Origin of the sequence: Novibacillus thermophilus, from assembly GCF_002005165.1 — a bacterium.
GTDB classification, from domain to species: Bacteria; Bacillota; Bacilli; order Thermoactinomycetales; family Novibacillaceae; genus Novibacillus; species Novibacillus thermophilus.
On record NZ_CP019699.1, the window covers coordinates 752,589 to 772,788 of the forward strand.

16 protein-coding genes and 2 pseudogenes are annotated in these 20,200 nt (G+C 42.8%); all 18 read left to right on the forward strand.

Translation table 11 applies throughout. The annotated features are described in order from the left end of the window. Nucleotides 1–57 precede the first annotated feature (57 nt). The 18 genes and pseudogenes from B0W44_RS03685 to B0W44_RS18450 all read left to right on the forward strand — a co-directional run bounded on the left by B0W44_RS03685 (nucleotide 58) and on the right by B0W44_RS18450 (nucleotide 19,773). Nucleotides 58–1,323 (forward strand): glutamate-5-semialdehyde dehydrogenase, encoded by a 1,266-nt coding sequence (locus tag B0W44_RS03685; RefSeq protein ID WP_077718825.1) that lies wholly within the window; start codon nucleotides 58–60, stop codon nucleotides 1,321–1,323. Next, entirely contained in the window at nucleotides 1,317–2,159 is an 843-nt protein-coding gene (gene proC, locus B0W44_RS03690) for a pyrroline-5-carboxylate reductase (RefSeq protein WP_077718826.1), read from the forward strand. Before B0W44_RS03685 ends, proC begins: the two co-directional genes overlap by 7 nt. 347 nt (nucleotides 2,160–2,506) lie before the next feature. Beyond that, nucleotides 2,507–3,019 carry a signal peptidase I gene (gene lepB / locus B0W44_RS03700; protein WP_077718828.1) on the forward strand — a complete coding sequence of 171 codons (513 nt, stop codon included), beginning with the start codon at nucleotides 2,507–2,509 and terminating at the stop codon, nucleotides 3,017–3,019. 235 nt (nucleotides 3,020–3,254) lie between these two features. Next, nucleotides 3,255–4,033, forward strand: a pseudogene (codY, locus tag B0W44_RS03705) (GTP-sensing pleiotropic transcriptional regulator CodY). 96 nt (nucleotides 4,034–4,129) lie between these two features. After that, the gene (locus B0W44_RS03710; protein WP_169835406.1) at nucleotides 4,130–5,197 is read left to right on the forward strand and encodes a lactonase family protein; all 1,068 of its coding nucleotides are present in this window, start codon (nucleotides 4,130–4,132) and stop codon (nucleotides 5,195–5,197) included. Nucleotides 5,198–5,412: 215 nt separating this feature from the next. Beyond that, a complete protein-coding gene (locus B0W44_RS03715) occupies nucleotides 5,413–6,396 on the forward strand; it encodes an N-acetylglucosamine kinase (RefSeq protein ID WP_077718830.1) in 984 nt (327 codons plus the stop codon). After that, nucleotides 6,392–7,705, forward strand: coding sequence for a 6-phospho-beta-glucosidase (locus tag B0W44_RS03720; protein ID WP_228441636.1), 1,314 nt, complete (start codon nucleotides 6,392–6,394; stop codon nucleotides 7,703–7,705). The genes B0W44_RS03715 and B0W44_RS03720 overlap by 5 nt, the downstream gene beginning before the upstream one ends. A gap of 145 nt (nucleotides 7,706–7,850) precedes the next feature. Continuing rightward, nucleotides 7,851–8,318 carry a RidA family protein gene (locus tag B0W44_RS03725; protein ID WP_077718832.1) on the forward strand — a complete coding sequence of 156 codons (468 nt, stop codon included), beginning with the start codon at nucleotides 7,851–7,853 and terminating at the stop codon, nucleotides 8,316–8,318. Nucleotides 8,319–8,352: 34 nt separating this feature from the next. After that, nucleotides 8,353–9,135 carry an SDR family NAD(P)-dependent oxidoreductase gene (locus B0W44_RS03730; RefSeq protein ID WP_077718833.1) on the forward strand — a complete coding sequence of 261 codons (783 nt, stop codon included), beginning with the start codon at nucleotides 8,353–8,355 and terminating at the stop codon, nucleotides 9,133–9,135. A gap of 16 nt (nucleotides 9,136–9,151) precedes the next feature. Next, entirely contained in the window at nucleotides 9,152–10,267 is a 1,116-nt protein-coding gene (locus B0W44_RS03735; protein ID WP_077718834.1) for an aminotransferase class V-fold PLP-dependent enzyme, read from the forward strand. Further along, nucleotides 10,257–11,852: an N-acyl-D-amino-acid deacylase family protein gene (locus B0W44_RS03740; protein WP_077718835.1), complete on the forward strand. Its 1,596-nt coding sequence runs from the start codon at nucleotides 10,257–10,259 to the stop codon at nucleotides 11,850–11,852. The genes B0W44_RS03735 and B0W44_RS03740 overlap by 11 nt, the downstream gene beginning before the upstream one ends. 17 nt (nucleotides 11,853–11,869) lie before the next feature. Then, nucleotides 11,870–13,210: an extracellular solute-binding protein gene (locus B0W44_RS03745; RefSeq protein WP_077718836.1), complete on the forward strand. Its 1,341-nt coding sequence runs from the start codon at nucleotides 11,870–11,872 to the stop codon at nucleotides 13,208–13,210. Nucleotides 13,211–13,278: 68 nt separating this feature from the next. Next, nucleotides 13,279–14,154 (forward strand): carbohydrate ABC transporter permease, encoded by an 876-nt coding sequence (locus B0W44_RS03750; protein WP_077718837.1) that lies wholly within the window; start codon nucleotides 13,279–13,281, stop codon nucleotides 14,152–14,154. Between the two features lie 21 nt (nucleotides 14,155–14,175). Beyond that, a complete protein-coding gene (locus B0W44_RS03755; RefSeq protein WP_077718838.1) occupies nucleotides 14,176–15,012 on the forward strand; it encodes a carbohydrate ABC transporter permease in 837 nt (278 codons plus the stop codon). A gap of 277 nt (nucleotides 15,013–15,289) precedes the next feature. Beyond that, the gene (locus tag B0W44_RS03760) at nucleotides 15,290–16,525 is read left to right on the forward strand and encodes an ROK family transcriptional regulator (protein ID WP_077718839.1); all 1,236 of its coding nucleotides are present in this window, start codon (nucleotides 15,290–15,292) and stop codon (nucleotides 16,523–16,525) included. A gap of 116 nt (nucleotides 16,526–16,641) precedes the next feature. Further along, nucleotides 16,642–17,592: a sugar kinase gene (locus B0W44_RS03765; RefSeq protein WP_077718840.1), complete on the forward strand. Its 951-nt coding sequence runs from the start codon at nucleotides 16,642–16,644 to the stop codon at nucleotides 17,590–17,592. 14 nt (nucleotides 17,593–17,606) lie between these two features. Next, nucleotides 17,607–18,236, forward strand: a complete 630-nt coding sequence (locus B0W44_RS03770; protein ID WP_077718841.1) for a bifunctional 4-hydroxy-2-oxoglutarate aldolase/2-dehydro-3-deoxy-phosphogluconate aldolase — start codon at nucleotides 17,607–17,609, stop codon at nucleotides 18,234–18,236. A 173-nt stretch (nucleotides 18,237–18,409) separates the two neighbouring features. Beyond that, nucleotides 18,410–19,773: pseudogene (locus B0W44_RS18450) on the forward strand (ISLre2 family transposase). Nucleotides 19,774–20,200: the final 427 nt, after the last annotated feature.

The following is a 20,200-nucleotide window of genomic DNA, read 5'->3' on the forward strand; positions in this document are numbered from 1 at the left end:
CGTCTGATTCAATACCTTTTTTTGAAACGTTATTCCATTTAAACGGGAGGAGATTAGATGAGTGACGTACGTGCAAAAGCAGAGTTGGCCAAGAAAAGTACCGGGGAATTAGCCGTTTTGACGACAGAGCAAAAGAATGAAGCTTTGTTCAACATTGCCCGATCGATTGAACAGCAGACGGAACGCATTTTACAGGAGAACGAGCGTGATATTGAAAACGGAGTGGACAACGGGCTGTCGGGTGCCTTGCTTGATCGGCTGCGGCTGACCGAAACGAGGCTGAAGGACATTGTAAGCGGGTTGGAATCACTGCTTGAACTACCTGATCCAGTCGGCGAGGTGCTGGAATCGTGGCGTCGGGATGATGGCCTCAGCATCGAGAAGGTGCGTGTCCCGTTAGGTGTGATCGGAATGATTTACGAGGCGCGTCCGAATGTAACCGTTGATGCGACAGGACTGGGATTGAAAACGGGGAATGCGATGCTTTTGCGCGGTAGTTCATCAGCGCTCAATTCCAACCGTGTGTTGGTGGACGTGATACGTCAGGGGCTTGAACAATCCGATGTACCTTCGGATGCCGTCCAGTTAGTAGAGACGACGGATCGCGGAACTGTGCAGGACATGTTAAAGTTGAACGGCCTTATCGACGTCATTATTCCACGTGGCGGAGCCGCTTTAATTCAACGCGTTGTGAGTGAATCGAGCGTACCGGTACTAGAAACGGGTGCCGGGATTTGCCACATTTACATCGACCGGGATGCGCGTTCGGAGATGGCTCACAGTATTGTCATCAATGCGAAAACAGACCGCCCGGGTGTGTGTAATGCCGTAGAAACAGTGCTTGTACACGAAGCATGGGCGGAGAAGGAATTACAACCACTCGTCGAGGCACTGGAACAATGCGGTGTGGAAGTGCGCGGATGCTCCCGTACGCAGTCTTTTGCCCCGTCCGTGAAGCAGGCGAATGCGGACGACTGGGATACGGAGTATTTGGACACCATCCTTTCCATTAAAGTAGTGGACAGTTTAAACGAGGCTGTAGCACACATCCACCGGCACGGAACCCGTCATTCCGAATGCATTGTGACCGACAATGAACAAACGGCGAACGCTTTTCTGCAACAAGTCGATGCTGCCTGTGTCTACCACAACGCTTCTACACGCTTTACAGACGGCTTTCAATTCGGGTTCGGTGCCGAGATCGGTATCAGTACACAAAAATTGCACGCGCGGGGACCGATAGGGTTGCCACAGCTGACGTCCTATAAGTATGTTTTGCGCGGAGACGGTCACATACGCGGAGGAGGTCCAACATCATGTTAAGTCAAACCATTTGCTTCATCGGCGCCAGTTCTATGGCGGAAGCGATCATCACCGGACTGCTGAAGAAGCAATTGACGACGAAAGACAACATCAGCGTCATCAATAAAGCTAACCGAAGCCGCTTAACCGGTCTTAAGCGGCGGTTTGGCGTGCGCTCTCCGGAAAGGAAAGAAACAGCTGTCATGAATGCCGACATTGTGCTCCTGGCGGTTAAGCCTAAGGACGTTCACGAGGCAATGGAGGAGTGGGGACAGTATTTAAAACCCGGTAAACACGTGTTAGTGTCAGTTGTGGCCGGTGTTTCGACCTCCCACCTGGAAACGTATGTCGAAGACGGAGTCCCGGTCGTTCGCACGATGCCGAACACATCGTGTACGATCGGACAGTCCGCAACCGGCATTGCAGCGGGACGTTGGGCAGGACATAAGCACGTGCAATTGACGGAAAGACTGTTTAGCGCTGTCGGTACGGTCGTCACGTTGGAAGAGGAACTGCTCGACACTGTGACCGGGTTGTCCGGAAGCGGTCCTGCCTTTGTGTACTACCTCGTCGAAGCGTTGGAACAAGCGGGAATCGATGCCGGACTTCGTCCGGAAATCGCTCGCAAGCTGACCGTGCAAACCTTGTTCGGTGCAGCCGAGATGCTCGTCAAAACAGCGGAAGAACCGGCATTACTGCGGGAAAAAGTCACCTCGCCTGGCGGTACGACCTTCGCCGGAATAGAAGTGCTCAAGTCTCACGATTTTGCCCGAGCTGTGCAGGAAGCTGTGTTCTCCGCCCGCGACCGCGCCAAACAGTTGGGCGAAGAACTGACAACCCTCCCTGTAAAACATTAAACTCCGTTCGCTGAATGTTTACCAGTGTTCGCAATGTGTCACTCATTTAAAAACCCGTATCACTTTAAAAAAGTGGTACGGGTTTTAAACATTTAAAATTGCCTAACTTTATGGGAAAGTGCGGAAAGTATGTTTAAAACAAAGCCGAAAGTGGCTATAAAAAGAGATGTAAAGAACTTATACCTTGTAACCTGGCCTTATTATTCCTTTATCCTATTTGACACCAGCAGTGCTGGCGGGGCACGAGTTGGCAAGACTAACGCCAGTGCGCCGGTTTTTCAAGCCGTTCCTTTTTTAAAAACATATGAGTACGGTAATCAAGTGAAGTGAAACAGGTGAAGAAAGGTATGAAGTTTTTTCGCTGGGGGATCGCACTTGCCCTCGTCATTGTCCTCCTCATTGCTGTCGACCAGCTTGGAGTCGCTTTTTCCGTCGTAAACGGGACATCGATGGAGCCGACCTTGCAAGACGGTGATCGGCTGTTGATCAACAAATTTTACTTCATGGTCAACACTCCTCACCGCAAAGACGTGGTCACCTTTGAAGACCCACAACAAGAAGGGCGTTATCTGGTGAAGCGCGTCGTCGGCGTCCCGGGAGACACCGTCGAAATTCGAGAATCGGAATTGTACGTCAACGGTAAAAAAGTAACGGAACAGTATATCGACACGGATATCGAAGACGGCAATTACGGACCTGTGAAAGTCAAACCGGGAACTGTGTTCGTGATGGGGGATAACCGCCATAAATACGCAAGTCGTGACAGTCGCTACAAGAGCGTCGGCCTTGTTCCATTTGAACTGTTGGAAGGGAAGATTGAGTTTATCATTTGGCGCCCCTCACTCATGGCACATTTGTAAAAAAATTTTTCAAGATATCAGGACATACTTGGTTGATTGTGGTAGAATACACTCTTGGGTGCACCGTTGGACAAACCTCGCTTATTACAATTTTCCGATTATAATGTATAAAAGGAAAAGAATGTGTGAATAAATTTGATAAATGTTCAAAAATTAGGTCTAACGATTGGCCGAAGATTACGATAATATGAATGGTAGACATTTTGTCGAAATTTGTAGGAGGTAAAGAATAATTATGAATTTACTGGAAAAAACGCGACGCATTAATAAGCTATTGCAAAAAAAATGTTGGCTATCACGTCAACTTTGATGATGTTGCGGACGTCTTAAAAGATGCGATCGGGGCGAATGTGTACGTCGTCGATCCGGATGGGAAATTGCTCGGCATTGCCATCAACCACGAAATTGCGAGCGAACGCATGCAGCAATACATGCGCGACCGCCAATTCCCGGAGGAGTACAGCAACCGCCTCATGGAAGTGGAAAAAACATCATCCAACATTAGCGTAGATGACCCTCGCACCGCTTATCCAGTGGAAATGGCCGATATGTTTAAAGAAGGGTACACCACAATCGTCCCGATTATCGGTGGCGGAGACCACCTGGGGAACGTTAGTCTTGTCACGCTTGCAAAATGAGTTTGTCGACGACGACCTCATTCTGGCGGAATACGGTGCAACCGTCGTCGGCCTGGAAATTTTGCGCGAACGCGCCGGCAAAATCGAAGAAGAGGCGCGGAGCAAAGCCGTCGTCCAAATGGCGATTAATTCGCTCTCCTTTAGCGAATCGGAAGCTGTGGAACACATCTTCGATGAATTGGACGGGCTCGAAGGCTTGCTCGTCGCCAGCAAAATTGCCGACCGCGTCGGCATCACCCGCTCCGTCATCGTCAACGCCCTGCGCAAACTCGAAAGCGCCGGAGTTATCGAATCCCGCTCACTCGGGATGAAGGGGACATATATTAAGATTCTCAATCCGAACCTCGTGCCCGCATTGCGGAAGGCGCGGAGTTAGTACAGGATTACATGAAAACTCAGTATCATGGAAACCCTGCATCCAAACGGATGTGGGGTTTTTGCAGCTCAAAATCTAGAAAGGACGTCCAATCACATGATAGAAAAAAAGCGATATCACGTGTATATCGGTACTTATACTGATCAGTCGTTACCAGGAATTTGGCAGTGTTCATATGATAGCAGGCTCGGTACTTTAAAGTCTGTTGATCGTGTATCCGGGATATTAAATCCTTCATATTTGACAGTAGATGAAAAGCACAATCGGTTGTATGCGGTAAGTGAAAGTGCCGAAGGACGTGTTGTTGCCTTTGATATTGAGGGTGGAACAGGTAAATTGTCGTATAGGAATACACAGTCCACTTTGGGAGGAGCGCCCTGCCACTTAACGGTGGATCATGAAGGAAAGTATCTCTTTGTTGTCAACTATATGGGAGGAAACGTTTGTCTCTTTCCGATATTATCCGAGGGGAATATCGGTAATATGAGTGATAATGTGAGACATTATAGCAATGTTGAACAACAAGGTCGCCAGGAAGCGCATCCTCATTCCGCTATTGTCGATCCGACTAATCAATTTGTTGTCGTATCGGATCTCGGCTTGGACAAAATTATAATCTATAAGTTGAATCGGGAAGAGCATAAATTAACTTTTAATGATGAAGTGATGGAAAGGTCGGGTTCAGGACCGAGGCATTTTGTTTTTCATCCGTTTCGCAAGTATGCTTACGTGATGAATGAGCTTACTTCGACCATTACGGCATTCACCTACAATGCTGAACAAGGATCCCTTGGCAAGATTCAAACGGTCTCTGCTCTCCCAGACAGCTTTACTGGTGAAAGTTACGGCGCGGATATACACGTGGCTCCCAACGGCAAATTTTTATACGCTTCTAATCGGGGGCACGACAGTATTGCTGTATTTAAAATAGACGAAGAAAGTGGTGTGCTAACGAACGTTGAATATACACCCACAAATGGCCGAACACCTCGAAACTTTGCCATTGCACCAGATGGTAACTTCCTACTGGTAGCTAACCAGGATTCAGATTCGATCGTATCGTTTAAAATTGATCAACATACAGGGAGGTTAAAGCAGACAGATAACGTCATTCAGATTACCAAACCAGTATGTATTAAATTTGGTAGTGTAATACGTGAATAACGAGAAAAATACGATTCCGGGAAACTAGAAGTGTCAGTAATAAGGAATTTAACACTGATTTTTTGGCTTTTAAGACGGTCGTATCATCTTATTCAAGGTTGACAACATCATTGTAGGAACTGTATATTTAAAATAAGTTTATTCGACGAATAAATAAATAGAATCACCTCTACATAGTTACATGTATGCTTTAACGATGAAAAGGAGTAGACACAATGAGATATATCATGGGAGTGGATGGTGGAGGAAGTAAGACTTATACTGTTATAACTGACGAAAACGGAAACAAAATCGGTGAAGGAATTTCTGGTTGTGGAAATTACCAAATGATTGGGCTAGAACAAGCACTAGCCCACATTAAAAGTTCGATAGATTTAGCATTAGAAGGTACAGGTTTAACTTATAAAGAAATCGAATTCGTTCAGTATGGTCTTGCAGGAGCTGATAGAAAAAAAGATTATTCCATTCTTCGATCAGGTTTAAAAACGTTGCCGTTACAAAATTGGGATTTGCTAGGAGATGCATTAGTTGGGTTAAGACTCGGCAGTCATGATAATGTGGGAGTTGTCCTTGTTTGTGGAAGTGGGACAAATGCTGTCGGAAAAAGCAAGGACGGCGCTGTGGTACAAACTGGTGGATTTGGGTATTTGTATGGTGATGCGGCAGGTGGCAATTATATGGCAGTCGAAACTTTTCGGTTAGCGGTAAGATCTTGGGATTCTCGAGAAATACCATCAATACTAACAAAAAAAGTCCCCCGTTTTTTTGGCTTTGATTCAATGGATGAATTGATAAATCATTTTTTGGACAGACAAGTAAAAAATGTTCCGGGTGAATTAACAATTTTATTACATGAAGCTGCCGATGAAGGTGATCAGTTAGCTATACAATTATTGTCCAAGGTTGGATGTGAACTAGGTATCGCTGCAAACTCAGTTATTAAACGTATTGGTAATTTTGGAATCGATACAATACCTGTCGTACTAATTGGAAGCATATTCCAAAGGGCTAAAAATTCTTTTTTATTCGAAGCTCTAGAAAAAACGATTAAACGAAAAAACCGAAAAATTAGACTGATTATCCCTGAAATGGAACCTGTTTATGGAGCTGTACTTCTCGGGATGGATCGCTTACGGATTAAGGTTACCCCTGATGTTTATGCAAAGTTTAATTTGTACAGGAGGGCTTTAGTTGATTAAGGATAGTCTCAAAATAGCAGTAATCGGCGGAGGATCTTCCTATACCCCGGAATTAATTGAAGGATTAATTGAGCATTATCATGAATTTCCAGTTAAGGATTTATATCTTGTGGATGTAGAACAAGGAAAAGAGAAATTAGAAATTATTGGTTCTCTTTCGAGAAGGATGGTTGAAAGAGCGGGTGTCCCGATCCGAATTCACACCACTTTGGATCGAAAGAAAGCGATAAAAAATGCGAATTTCGTAACAACCCAAATTCGGGTAGGACAGCTCGAGGCGCGGTCGCGCGATGAAAGGATCCCACTTCGTTATGGTTGTATAGGACAAGAAACAACGGGTGCAGGTGGATTTGCAAAAGGGTTAAGAACGATTCCTGTTATTTTGGACATTTGTAGGGATATCGAACAATTAGCTCCACAAGCGTTTTTAATCAACTTCACGAATCCTGCTGGTATGGTTACAGAAGCAGTACTTAAGTATTCCGATGTACGGTCAATAGGACTTTGTAACTTACCGATTGGGACTAAGATGCAAGTTGCCAAAATAATGGATGTTGACGTTTCAAAAGTTAATATTGAAATAGTGGGTATCAACCATCTGAATTGGGCTTATAACATACAAGTCAATGGAATCGACGTGACGTGGGAAGTAATAGAAAAGTTTTCAAAATCTCGTGGATTAACGGTAAAAAATGTTCCGGACCTCGGATGGGAACCTGGCTTTTTAGAATCTTTAGGTATGCTGCCGTGCAGTTATCTTCGGTATTACTATTTAAAAGATAAGATGCTAGAAGAACAATTACAAACATTGAAGACAAAAGGAACGCGAGCGGATACTGTAAAAAAGGTCGAATCTGAATTATTTGAGTTATACAAGGATCCTGATTTGGACATAAAGCCCCCGCAATTAGAACAGAGGGGTGGAGCGTATTACTCAGAGGCGGCTATCAATTTAATGACGTCAATTTATAACAATAAGCGCGACATTCAAGCGGTTAATGTTAAAAATAATGGTATTATCCCATGTCTTCCGCATGATGCCTCAATTGAAGTCAATTGTGTTATTGGATCCGACGGCGCGTCACCGGTACAACTAACTCAGTCCGTCAGTCCAAAAGTTAAAGGTCTTTTGCAAGTGGTGAAAGCTTATGAAGAATTATCTGTTGAAGCTGCGGTGAAGGGTGACTACGATTGTGCACTACACGCTTTGACAATTCATCCGTTAGTAGGATCATCGTCTGTTGCAAAAAAAATACTTGATGACATATTAGAGGAAAACAAAGAATATTTACCGCAGTTCTACAGTTGACATCGGTTGACATTGTATTTAGAAAAACAAATATTATTCTTTAATTTATTCGATGAAAAAACCAATCTTAAGAAGGTGGTGGTCTATGATTGAATTTTAGTTGATGGCTAGATCTAGTAAAAATATTTTGAAAGGAGAATCACACATGGGATTAGCTGAAGAAAGGATAAAAGAGTTGGGAATACAACTACCTAAAAAAAATAGGCATGGGCAGGCATTGGTAGCGATCAAAAAAGTTGGAAATTTGTTGTATACATCAGGACACGGTCCAGAAGCTGAAGACGGTACGCCTATTTGGACTGGCAGGGTGGGTAGCGACCTTACATTAGAGGAAGGTTACCAGGCTGCTAGAGAGTGTGGGATTATACTTCTGGGTGAGTTAAAAGACTATTTAGGGGATTTGGAACGAGTTGACACTATAGTAAAAGCATTTGGGTTGGTATCAAGCGCAGCAGATTTTTATCAACAACCACAAGTGATGAACGGATTTTCCGACCTAATGGTGGATGTTTTTGGAGAGAGGGGTAAGCATGCCCGTTCCGCCATGGGTACGTATGTGTTGCCTAAAAACATTCCTGTAGAGATCGAAATGATCGTCAGAATTAAGGATTGAAGCGTCTGTAAAGGTAGTATTAAGGAGGATACTCATGCAACTCCTATACAATAAAGTTGCGATTATTACAGGGGGAGCGTCAGGTATTGGTAAAGCTACTTGTCAGTTATTTGCTGAGCAAGGAGCAAAAGTAATTATTGCTGACGTTAATGAAGAAGCGGGACATGTCATAGAGCAGCAGATTGTTGATGATGGCCGAGAGGCAACATTTGTAAAAACAGACGTTTCTTCATCTGAACAAGTGGAAAACCTGTTTAGTGAAGTCCAAAAGCGCTACGGAAAGCTTGATATTTTATGTAACAATGCTGGGATCGGTATGGAGAAACTGTTTCATAACGTCGATGAAGAAGACTGGGAACGTATACACAATGTCAACCTTAAAAGTGTTTACCTGTGCTCTAGGTTAGCTATACCGATTATGTTAGAAAATGGAGGAGGATCCATTGTAAATGTTTCTTCTGTTAATGCAGAATCGCCTCGAAAATTTTATAGCATTTATGCCTCATCTAAAGGGGGAGTTTCTGCATTAACGAAAGGTATGGCGATAGATTATGCTGAAGAAAACATTCGTGTAAATGCAGTTTTACCCGGTTGTATATACACTGAGCAAACAAAAAAGTCAATAGAGAACTCTCCTAATCCGCAGCAAACAAAGGATCTTATTTACAACATGCAGCCTCTAAAACGGCCAGGTAAACCAGAGGAAGTGGCAAAACTTATTATTTTCCTAGCTTCAGATCATGCTTCATTTATTACTGGAAGTTGCATACCGGTAGACGGGGGGATGCTGGCACGATCCGTTATTTCGCAAGATTAGTCAGCGGGGTGTCGAAATGGATATCTATAAAAAATTGGGAGTTCAAACACTGATTAATGCTGTGGACACTTACACAATAATCGGTGGCTCCACTATGCCGGATGAGGTCATAAACGCAATGGTTGACGCAAGTAAGCATTTCGTTAATATAGATCAACTTCAAAGAAAAGCTGGTGAGCGTATAGCATCACTTACAAAAAATGAAGGTGCTTACATCACGAGCGGTGCTTCTGCCGGTTTAGCGATTTCTACTGCAGCATGTATAACGGGAACTGACCCAGCTAAGGTTGAGCAACTGCCTGATACGTCACACTTAAAAAATGAAGTTATCATTCATAGATGTCAACGTAACGGATACGATCATGCAATTAGGCAAGTTGGCGTAAAGTTAGTGGAAATTGGAAACGTAGATATAACTCATACATGGCAGTTGGAAAATGCTATTACTGATAAAACAGCTTGTATCGTATATTTTATGGCTTCCACTTTCTCAAAAGGCGCGCTTCCTCTAAATGAAGTTATAAAAATTGGAAAGAAATACAGTATTCCGATCATTGTGGATGCCGCTGCACAGTTACCGCCTGTAGAAAATCTATGGAAATATACGCATATGGGTGCAGATATGGTTGTGTTTTCAGGAGGCAAAACTTTAAGAGGCCCCCAAGCTTCAGGAGTTGTACTTGGGAAACAGGAATTAATCGAAGCTTGCAAAGTTAATGGCAGTCCTAATCATTCATTAGGTAGATCAATGAAGGTTGGAAAAGAGGAAATAGTTGGTCTGTTAGCCGCCATTGAAAGATATGTAAATCTTGATCACCGGAAAATAATGAATCAGTTAGAAGCGATGGTAAGTTACATTCAGAAGAAGTTGAGTTTCCCTGGTATTACCGTTACACGTCTGTTTCCAGGGCCGGTGGGACAGACTTACCCACGTGCCTTAGTTCATTTTAGTCGAGAAAGCAAACATTCGGCTATAAATGTTAAAGAAAAGTTAGAAGATGGTGACCCATGTATTATTGTTGGCCTAACAGAAGATAAAAGTGGGATTATTATTAATCCATTGAATCTTCAAGATAATGAAGTTGATATCATCCTAAACCGTATCACACAAATACTAAATAATGACGAATAATAAGGGGGAGTCTATTTTGGATTTAGTTATAAAAAACGGCTTGATCATTGACGGAAATGAAAGGCCTCGATATAAAGCGGATATCGGTGTTAAGGATGGAAAAATAGTTGAAATAAAAAACAACATAGAGGTTTACGATGTTGCAGAAGTTATAGACGCAGAAGGCAAGATGGTAGCTCCGGGGTTTATCGACACACATACACACTCGGACGTCATGCTCCTTTGGGATCGTCAACACGCTTCCGGTTTGTATCAAGGAATCACAACTGAGATCCTTGGTCAAGATGGGTTATCTTACGCTCCCTTAAGTAAGCGTAACCTGGAAATGTATTCGAAATATTTAGCGGGGTTAAACGGAAGGCCTGATATCCCTTGGGACTGGTCAAGTGTAAAGGAGTATCGAGAAAAATTTGACAAGACCGTAGCCATTAATACAGCGTATCAAGTTCCGCATGGTGCCTTAAGATTGGAAACGGTAGGTATGGCAGACGTTCCCCTAAATGGTGTTGATATGGAGAAAGCAAAAGCCTTACTGTCACAGGGGTTGGAGGAAGGAGCGGTGGCCTTCTCGACAGGGTTAAGTTACTTTCCTGGTTCGTATTCGGATACAGATGAACTGGTTGAATTGTGTCAAGTTGTTGCTGAACACGATAGTGTTTATGTGACACACACCCGATCGGTTTTTCGGGGAGAGCCGTTTGATCCGAACATGGAAGCTATTGAAATAGCGGAGCGATCAGGAGCAAAGCTTCACTTCTCGCACTTTAGGACAACTCCTGAAACAGCAGGTAAAGTTGATGAGCTCATGCAGGATATTGATGATGCTTACCAACGGGGAATTGATTTGACATTAGAGTTATACCCTTACCCAGCTGGAAGCGGTTATGCTGTCATATTTCTTCCTCCGTGGGCTGTTGAACATGGATATGAGGCCACTTTAGAGAGGCTGGCGGACAGATCATTAAGAAAGCGTATAATTGAGGGGATTCAGGACAACTTAATTAAATGCGATGGGCATTTCACCCATCTAACGAAGAATCGGCAATATATCGGAAAAAACTTTGTTGAGGTTGCAAATGAACGAGGACAGTCTGTTCCTGATATGATTTGCGACATCTTACTGGAGGAAAATTTAGAAGTAGGTTTCTATACAACACCTCCTGACCCAGAGACCTGGGAAACAATGAATCGTGACTTTCTGGAACTGCTGTCAAGACCGTATTACATGGTGGGTTCGGATGGAATTCCATTGGGCGAAAACCCTCATCCGCGGGCTTTTGGTACGTTTCCTCGCTTGCTGAGATTCTGCAGGGAATATGATTTCAGTTTAGAAAAAATGATTAACCGTATGACAAAAGTGCCTGCTTTAAGGTTTGGACTAAAGGATCGAGGAACAATAGGAAAAGGAAAAGCTGCGGACATCGTCATTTTTGATTTTGACAATGTGACTGACACTGCAACTTATGAGCTATCGAGAAGTGCCCCGAGAGGTATTGAGTATGTAATAGTTAATGGAAGGGTAGCCGTTCGCAATGAGAAAGTGACAGGAATATTTGCAGGTGAAGCATTATCTAGAGCTCTTTGAGAAAAGGAGAGATTAGATTGAAAAAATTTGTATCTATTTTGTTGACATGCAGCCTGTTGTTTGTTGGGGTTTTAAGTGGTTGTAGTTCAACAAATGATACACAGTCCAACGATGATACAAATGGCGAAGGAAATGAATCAGACAGTAAAACACTTACAATGTCGATTTTTAGTGGTGGCCATGGAGAGGAAATATGGCAAAAAACAATTGATATGTTTGAGGAACAACATCCGGACGTGAAGGTTGAAGCTGAGTTTAGCCCGCAAAATCACGAGACGTTAAGATTGAATTTTATAGAAGGAAACCCTCCGGATCTGTATTTCGCAAATGCATCTATGTTCGATAATTACCAGCTTATTAATGATGGTTTGTTAACACCACTCGATTCACTGTTGGATTCTGAAGCCCCGAAAGGGGATGGGAAATTTAAAGACATGTTTATTACTTCGATATTGGAAGGTTTAGAAGTTGACGACAGTTTGTATCTGATGCCTTTTGACGTTTTAGTTTTCGGTCAATTTTATAATAAGGCTTTATATGAAGAAAATGGCTGGGAGATCCCAAGTAATTTTGAAGAATATTTAGCAACCGCTGAGAAGATGAAAAGTAAAGGTATTGATCCGTTTACCTACCCAGGTGTTTATCCGGTATATCTTTCCTGGGCGTTAGTTCCAACAATTGGTTCGATAGGCGGTGACGAAGTATTAAGTAAGATAGAAAATATAGAAGAAGGTGCCTGGAAGGATCCTGCTGTCATAGAAGCATTAGAACGTTTAGTGACGTTAAGGGATAATGGTTATATTCAAGACGGTGTACTGGCTTTCGATCATACTCAAGCGCAAATGGAATTTGCCAATAACCGTGCTGCTAACGTGGTAACAGGAACATGGCTTGAAAATGAGATGGAAGGCAATTGGCCGGAAGGATTTGAGTTAACATTTTTAGGAAATCCTTGGAACAAGTCTGATGAAGAAGAATACGTTGCGATTGCTACATCAGTATTGGGAGTACCTAAAGATGCTCAAAATCCGGAACTGGCCATGGAATTTATGAAACTTATGTATTCTGATGAAAACATGAAGGCATGGGCTGAAGAAGTAGGCGTTGTCCGTCCTATTATTGAAACAGATGCCTATAGTGAGTTTTTACCAGCTTCAGTTTTACAAGCAGTAGAATCGTTAAATGACCCTAATATCTCGACTCATGTTCAGCTATTCACTGACAAATACCCCGAGTTAACAAATGAAATGGGTGATCACTTAAACGCTCTGATTGCAGGTAATATATCAATAGATGAGTTTACGGATAAAATGGAGGAAGCAACTAAAAAAGCTCGGGATGCGGAACAGAATGGTTAATTGGTAAGGGGGGATTCCCCCCTTTAATCCACTTGTACTGCTAGATAATAGCGATAAGGACTGATTGTATGAAAAAGAAGGAGAAATTATTCATCTTAACATTCTTGGTTCCTCCTTTGCTTATTTATTTAGTTTTTTTTGTTTTCCCGTTTCTAGATTCTTTTCGCAAAAGTTTTTATAAATGGTCAGGATACTCTTCAAGCATGGAATTTATCGGTCTAGATAATTTTATAAATGCTTTAAAAGACCCTATTGTTTTACAAGCATTGTACAACAATTTATATTTTATTGTACTCTCTTCTATTATAATTTTATTTCTTGCAATGTTTTTTGCTGTTATTTTTACACGAAAAAACTATCCTGAAATCCCATTTTATCGAGTGTTATTCTTTTTCCCGAACATGTTATCGATTGTTATTGTGGGGATTATATGGGTGTTTATTTTTAACCCGTCTTTTGGCTTAGTTAACGCTTTTCTGAAGTTGATAGGTTTTTCTGATGCAAATGTCGTGTTGCTCGGTTCAGAGAATACTGTTAAAGCTGCATTACTTGCCCCACAAGTATGGATGCAACTTGGTTTTTACATGGTACTCTTTATTGCTGCTATCAATACAGTGCCTAAATCATTATATGAGGCAGCGGAGATAGATGGTGCCGGTGAGATAAGAAAATTTATAAGTGTGACAATACCTAACATATGGTATACCTTACAAATATCTTTTGTTTTCTTCTTGATCAATTCCGTTAATAACACTTTTGCCTTAATCTCTGTTTCTACTCAAGGAGGGCCTAACAGAGCGTCAGAGGTTATAACCACTTATTTTTATGAACAAGCCTTTATCAACAGTAACTTTGGGTATGGTTCCGCTATTGCGACGGGGCTGTTTGTCCTATTGTTTATTATATCGTTACTCATCATGCGGTTTACACAAAGAGCTGAATAACTCCATCAAGGAGGGTATTGAATGTTGAAGAGAAATAGTTCTATGGATATCGTAATAAGAGTCATCCTGTTTATATATGGACTACTGGTTTTGTTACCGATGATCTGGGTTTTTTACACTTCATTCAAAACTAGCCGAGAGTTTTATAATAATCCTTGGGCTTTACCCGAGTCTATTTCACTAGATAATTATATTAGTGCTTGGAATACAGCTAATATAGGAAGCTATTTTTTTAATAGTGTTATCGTAACAGTCGGGATGGTTGTATTAACCTTAATACTTGCTTCGATGATGTCGTACATTCTAGCTAGATTTTCGTTTTCAGGTCGGAATTTGTTAACATCACTGATTATGGCCGGTCTATTGGTTCCTAGTGTTTTGGGTACAATTCCGGTTTTTAATTTGCTTAAGACTTTAAATCTGCTTAATACTCATCTTGGATTGATTTTAGTCTATACTGCTTATGCGATGCCCTTTTCCGTATTTGTTTTAATCGGTTTCTTTAAAACAATACCTAAAGAGATGGAAGAGGCCGCCATGATTGATGGAGCATCACACTATACGACTTTTTTTAAAGTCATTTTGCCACTGGCAAAACCGGGTCTAATTACGGTGTCGATCTTCAACTTCTTGTGGTATTGGAATGAGTATGCCTTTGCCTTAACAGTACTTACCGAGGAAGCGAAACGAACATTGCCTATAGGTTTGGAGTATCTAATGGCAGTACAACGTTACAAAACAGAATGGGGAGATCTGTTCGCCGGGGTAATTATTGTGATGATTCCAGTTATCATTGTTTATATTTTGTTTCAACGTAAGTTAATAAGCGGTTTGAATACCGGTGCTGTAAAAGAGTAAATGATTTACACAATGAAAGATTATAGTTTCGTTAGTTTATTTTGTACGTGGGATTTTGCTGCCAATCAGCCATTTAGATACCTATCGTTTTGGGAAATATCAATGATTTAATAATTTGGAGAAGAAAGGACTTATTATTATTAAAGTGGAAGAATATATTCAAATAGATAAAGATATAAGAAATTAAAACAAGAACTTGGCGAGGCATATCACAATAAAGTCCGATGGTGGTCAAGATGATCTTCTTTCAAGGGAACACCGTCAACAAGGAGGAATTATGAAGTCTTTCTTAAAGGTTGGAGACCAAAAGTTTTTACAAGAATTAAATAGAACGTTGGTTATTAATACGATCTACCACTATGAATCGATATCGAGAATTGAGATCTCCAAAATTACTAAACTTAGTCAAAGCACCGTATCTAATGTCGTTGAAACATTGCGAAACGAAGGGTATGTGAAAGAAACAGGAATCGGGAGCTCTACAAAATCAGGCGGTCGAAAACCAACGTTAATTTCTATTAATAATCAAGGTGCTTATATTGTATCAGTTGCGATTGTGACGGAAGCGTTTCACATTACCCTCCAGCTTGGCCTATTTGATTTAGGGTTTAATCTTATTAAGGAACATGAGGTGGAATTGAATGTAAAAGGTGTTAAACTCGTTGACTCAATAAAGTCAATTGTGAAAGGTTTTATCGCAGAAAACGCTGATAAAAATATATTAGGGATCGGTGTTTCTGTACCGACCGTTTTAAATAATGAAGGAGTTATTTACCGTGGTCATTTACTTGAATTGGATCATTACCCACTGGAAAAGGAACTAAAAAAAGAATTCGCAAGACTGCCAGTCCTGGTCGAACAAGAACAACATGCCGCGATGTTGGGTGAAAGGGCACTAGGAACCGGGAAAAATATTGCGAACATTATTTATATCACTGTGGGTAGAGGCATTGGCTCTTCTGTCATGGTAAATAACCAATTGATAAAAGGGGCAGATGGGGCTGCCGGCGAAATCGGGCATATGTCTATCAATAAATACGGTGAACGTTGCTTTTGTGGCAAAGAAGGCTGCTTGAGACTTTATGCGACGGAACTTGCTTTTATTAATAAAATTAAGGAAGCTATTAACAATGAAATGGATTTGCCCCATAAGATATATAACCCTGCTGTAAATCAAATCTTTGTAAAAGAGGTCTATAAGGAAGCAGTTAATGGAGATCCATTTAGTAGGAGTTTGTTAACTGACTTGTTAGAAAACCTTTGCCTTGGTCTGAGTAACCTGATTCATATTATTAACCCTGAACGAATCATAGTTGGAGGCAACTTACTAAATGCAAAAGAGATCGTCATTCCGTATCTAAATGAAAAACTCAAGGAAATTGTAGAGTCTCCTGCAGACGAAGTTGAGGTAGTCGAAGCCAATTTAGGAACTAAATCATCTTTATTCGGAGCTGCATCGATTATTTTTGATAAACATTTTTTACGGAGAGATTTGTTAATCAATAATCGTTAGTCTTATAAACGGTTATATTTGTACAATGGTTCTAAAAAATAGCTTTAACCTTCAATTTTTAAGCATTTTGAAAGCCTAACTGATTATTTTTTACCATGAAATGAGGTTAGCGTTAGATGGACGTAGTCACACTGGGAGAAAGCATGGTATTACTGACACCTACACGAACAGGCCCTCTCCGTTATGCCCACACCTTTAACCGCCAACTGGGCGGTGCTGAGAGCAATGTCGCAATCGGCTTGGCCCGTTTAGGGAAGGAGGTTGGTTGGATCAGTAAGGTCGGTGCTGATGAGTTTGGCGAATATGTCATTTCCACGGTTCGAGGAGAAGGGGTCGATACGACATCGGTGAAGCGAGATTCACAAGCACCCACAGGCCTGTATATAAAAGAACTGCGTACAACTGATCGGTTCCGAGTGTTTTATTACCGCCACGATTCTGCGGCCAGCCGGCTGACACCAAGTGATTTAGATGAGTCGTATATCAGTCAAGCGAAAGTATTACATCTAACAGGTATTACGCCGGCCTTAAGCGAATCCTGTAAAGAGACGGTTGAACACGCTTTTGAGATTGCCCGACGGCATAATCAAATCGTTTCCTTCGATCCAAATATTCGCTTGAAGTTATGGACTGTTGATGAGGCTAGTTCGGTTTTACGTCATTTTATTTCAAAATCTGATATTGTCCTACCCGGACTGGATGAAGGGGAACTGTTATACAATGAGGCTGATCCGGAACGGTTGGCAGAGAAGATACTTGACACAGGTCCAGGTGTATGTGTGGTGAAGCTCGGGGCAAAAGGGGCTTATTTTGCAACGAAAGACGGTGAGAAAGGATTTGTTCCCGGCCTTAAGTTTAAGCAAATTGTCGATCCAGTCGGAGCGGGGGACGGATTTGCTGCAGGATTCCTGTGTGGTTACCTGGAAGGTCAATCGTGGTATGACGCGGTAAAGATGGGGAATAAAGTTGGCGGCATTGTGACTCAATTTGCGGGAGATATGGAAGGACTGCCGACACAAGAAGATTTGGAAGCAATAGAAACAGAGCAAGAAGATGTCACACGGTAGGGAGGAAAGCGTCAATGAAGAAACTGTTGTTAAACAGATTGATCGACGAACGGATCGTCGCCATTATCCGGGGTGTTACCGGGGAAGGGTTTGACGGTCTTATTGGTACATTGGTAGAGAACGATATTCACATCATGGAGGTGACGGTCGATACTCCCGGTGTGTACGAAAAGATTGAGCGAATTAAGACACAGTACAGTGATCAGGTAGCCATTGGAGCAGGAACGGTATTGGACAGTGAGACGGCTCGCCTGGCGATTAGTGCGGGAGCTGAATTTCTGGTTTCCCCGTCCCTCCATTTAGATGTGATCAAAACCGCTAAACGTTACGGAAAAACGGTCTTACCCGGCTGTATGACACCGACGGAGATTGTGCAGGCTTACGAAGCCGGGGCTGATGCGATTAAGGTGTTTCCTGCGAGCGTGGTTGGGCCGAAATATTTCCGTGAACTGTCCGGACCGTTAGGCCATATCCCATTGCTCCCAACCGGTGGGGTTAATCTGGACAATGCCCGGGATTATTTAGATGCGGGAGCTGTAGCAATCGGTCTCGGAAGTGCGCTTGTCGGGCGTGGTGGCCAAGTGATGGATCTTGCCGATGTGAAAGAAAAGGCAAAAGCTTTTCGTGAGGTGGTAAAGGGCTAAGTTTTTAGTAAAAAATAAATGGAACGTATGAGTAAAATGTTTACGGGAGGCCATTAATTAGAATATTTAGAAATATAGATTGACTAACAAAAGGACTCTCACCTTTGCTAGAATGAACTTTGGCAAGAAAACCCAGGAAAGGTGGAGTCCTTATGTTACAGGATACCAATAATATGCCGACTTTAAAAGAGATTGAGGAAGAACTTTTTCGTCAGCTGCAAAACTATTTTCAAACCGTTATGCTTAAGGTTTTGGAGGACATCGACGTTTGGCTCATGGAAAACAGGGATCACAAGCGTTTTGCCTACAAGGAAAGACAAGCGAGCACCATGGATACGATGTTCGGATCCATTACGATCAAAAGGCGAAAGTATGTGGATCGAGAGACAAACGAGCGTGTCGCCTTATTAGACCGCTATCTTCAGTTCGAAGGCAATGAGTCCATGAGTCCCTTTTTGGCGCAACAAGCGGTCGAATGGGCGGTGAGAGGTCCTTCCTACCGTGATGCTAGAGATCGCTTGCAGCAGTTATGTGGGTATCAAGCCATGAGTCATGAGCAAATCCGCCAAAAAGTGTTGCAAATCCAAGCCGAAGCGTGCTCGAGAGACACCTCGCCAAAAGAAGCGGATGTCTTATTTATCGAAGCGGACGGGCTGAAAGCGTCCCTGCAACAGTCGGATAAAGGCAGTCAAGAAGTCAAAATGGGTGTGGTGCATGAAGGGTGGGAAAAGCGCCATCCGAAAAGCAAGGACTATGAACTGATCAACAAGTCGTATGCTTATACACTGGGAGACGGCAACACCTTTTGGGAAACGCTAAGCCGTCAACTTGACGAGCAGTACACCATCACGGATCATACCCATGTGGTAATTAACGGAGATGGCGCCCTTGGATTCGAGCAGGTGTGGACTACTTCCAGAACGCCCTTTATACCTACGACCGCTATCACCTGAAAACATGGATCAAGCAAGCGTTGAGCAACCGTTCCAAACAAGAACGCCAACGTGTGTACGAAGCAGCGGATGCCCACGATCCTTCCGCCATGCTGGCGGCGATTGCGGAAGCGGAGAAGGCGGAAACCGACGTGGAAAAACAAGCAGAGATCGCTGGTTTACGCGAGTTTATCCTGGAGAACCAAGAAGCGTTCCGTGACTACCGTGAACGGTTAAAAGAAAAGGGTGTTGACACATCCGGGATGCGTCCGATGGGCTCGGCGGAATCGAACATGAACCTGATGTCCAAACGGTTGAAGAAAAATGGGTACAGTTGGTCACGATCTGGTCTTGGCGCTATGGTGAATGCCATGATTCACCTCTTTGAAGGCACTCTTGTGGATGTGTTGCGGCCATTTGCCACGGATCGGGTATCGGAGGAAGAGACACCGAAGGGAATGCCCTCTATGGCTCACTTTCTTAAACAAAAGACACAGGAATCAATCGGTGCGCGATCGGGTCGTCTACCGGCGCTAGAAGGGAGAGACCAGACGAAACCTTTTGCGTTAGCCCTGCGTGGTTTGACGGGTTTGTCTGAGCTATAAAGACGTGACATGAGTTGTCCGGCGTAAGACTTTACATGGAGAAGCGGGCATGGTAGGCTGGGTGGCCAGGCGAAACAGGGTTGGTTCGCTCTTTCGCTCGAAACCGTGCCCGCAGAGGCTCCATGTCAAGTCGTGGTTGAACGTGGTTACACCCGTTGCATGTGTTAAGCTGTTTCGTTTTACTTGCCAAAGTTAAAGGTTGAGGGAACCTCCCGTAAAAACTTGACTCACTCCTATTTACCCAACGATTTAGTATCTCGGCTTCGAGGCACCTCTTACTCTCGGCGGATCAATCAATCTTTTACGAAATGGATTAGAAGTAGTGGTATAATTTGCGAAATGGACAGTTTCCGAATGTACCGATGGATTGTGCAACATGACGTCGTGTTCGATGAAAGAGTACCCTTAACGATTACAATCGATAAAC

What these genes read in the sequence shown, in the direction of transcription:
- B0W44_RS03685 (WP_077718825.1), top strand. Translation starts at nt 58, where the DNA reads ATGAGTGACGTACGTGCAAAAGCAGAGTTGGCCAAGAAAAGTACCGGG.
- proC (WP_077718826.1), top strand. Translation starts at nt 1,317, where the DNA reads ATGTTAAGTCAAACCATTTGCTTCATCGGCGCCAGTTCTATGGCGGAA.
- lepB (WP_077718828.1), top strand. Translation starts at nt 2,507, where the DNA reads ATGAAGTTTTTTCGCTGGGGGATCGCACTTGCCCTCGTCATTGTCCTC.
- B0W44_RS03710 (WP_169835406.1), top strand. Translation starts at nt 4,130, where the DNA reads ATGATAGAAAAAAAGCGATATCACGTGTATATCGGTACTTATACTGAT.
- B0W44_RS03715 (WP_077718830.1), top strand. Translation starts at nt 5,413, where the DNA reads ATGAGATATATCATGGGAGTGGATGGTGGAGGAAGTAAGACTTATACT.
- B0W44_RS03725 (WP_077718832.1), top strand. Translation starts at nt 7,851, where the DNA reads ATGGGATTAGCTGAAGAAAGGATAAAAGAGTTGGGAATACAACTACCT.
- B0W44_RS03730 (WP_077718833.1), top strand. Translation starts at nt 8,353, where the DNA reads ATGCAACTCCTATACAATAAAGTTGCGATTATTACAGGGGGAGCGTCA.
- B0W44_RS03735 (WP_077718834.1), top strand. Translation starts at nt 9,152, where the DNA reads ATGGATATCTATAAAAAATTGGGAGTTCAAACACTGATTAATGCTGTG.
- B0W44_RS03740 (WP_077718835.1), top strand. Translation starts at nt 10,257, where the DNA reads ATGACGAATAATAAGGGGGAGTCTATTTTGGATTTAGTTATAAAAAAC.
- B0W44_RS03750 (WP_077718837.1), top strand. Translation starts at nt 13,279, where the DNA reads ATGAAAAAGAAGGAGAAATTATTCATCTTAACATTCTTGGTTCCTCCT.
- B0W44_RS03755 (WP_077718838.1), top strand. Translation starts at nt 14,176, where the DNA reads ATGTTGAAGAGAAATAGTTCTATGGATATCGTAATAAGAGTCATCCTG.
- B0W44_RS03760 (WP_077718839.1), top strand. Translation starts at nt 15,290, where the DNA reads ATGAAGTCTTTCTTAAAGGTTGGAGACCAAAAGTTTTTACAAGAATTA.
- B0W44_RS03765 (WP_077718840.1), top strand. Translation starts at nt 16,642, where the DNA reads ATGGACGTAGTCACACTGGGAGAAAGCATGGTATTACTGACACCTACA.
- B0W44_RS03770 (WP_077718841.1), top strand. Translation starts at nt 17,607, where the DNA reads ATGAAGAAACTGTTGTTAAACAGATTGATCGACGAACGGATCGTCGCC.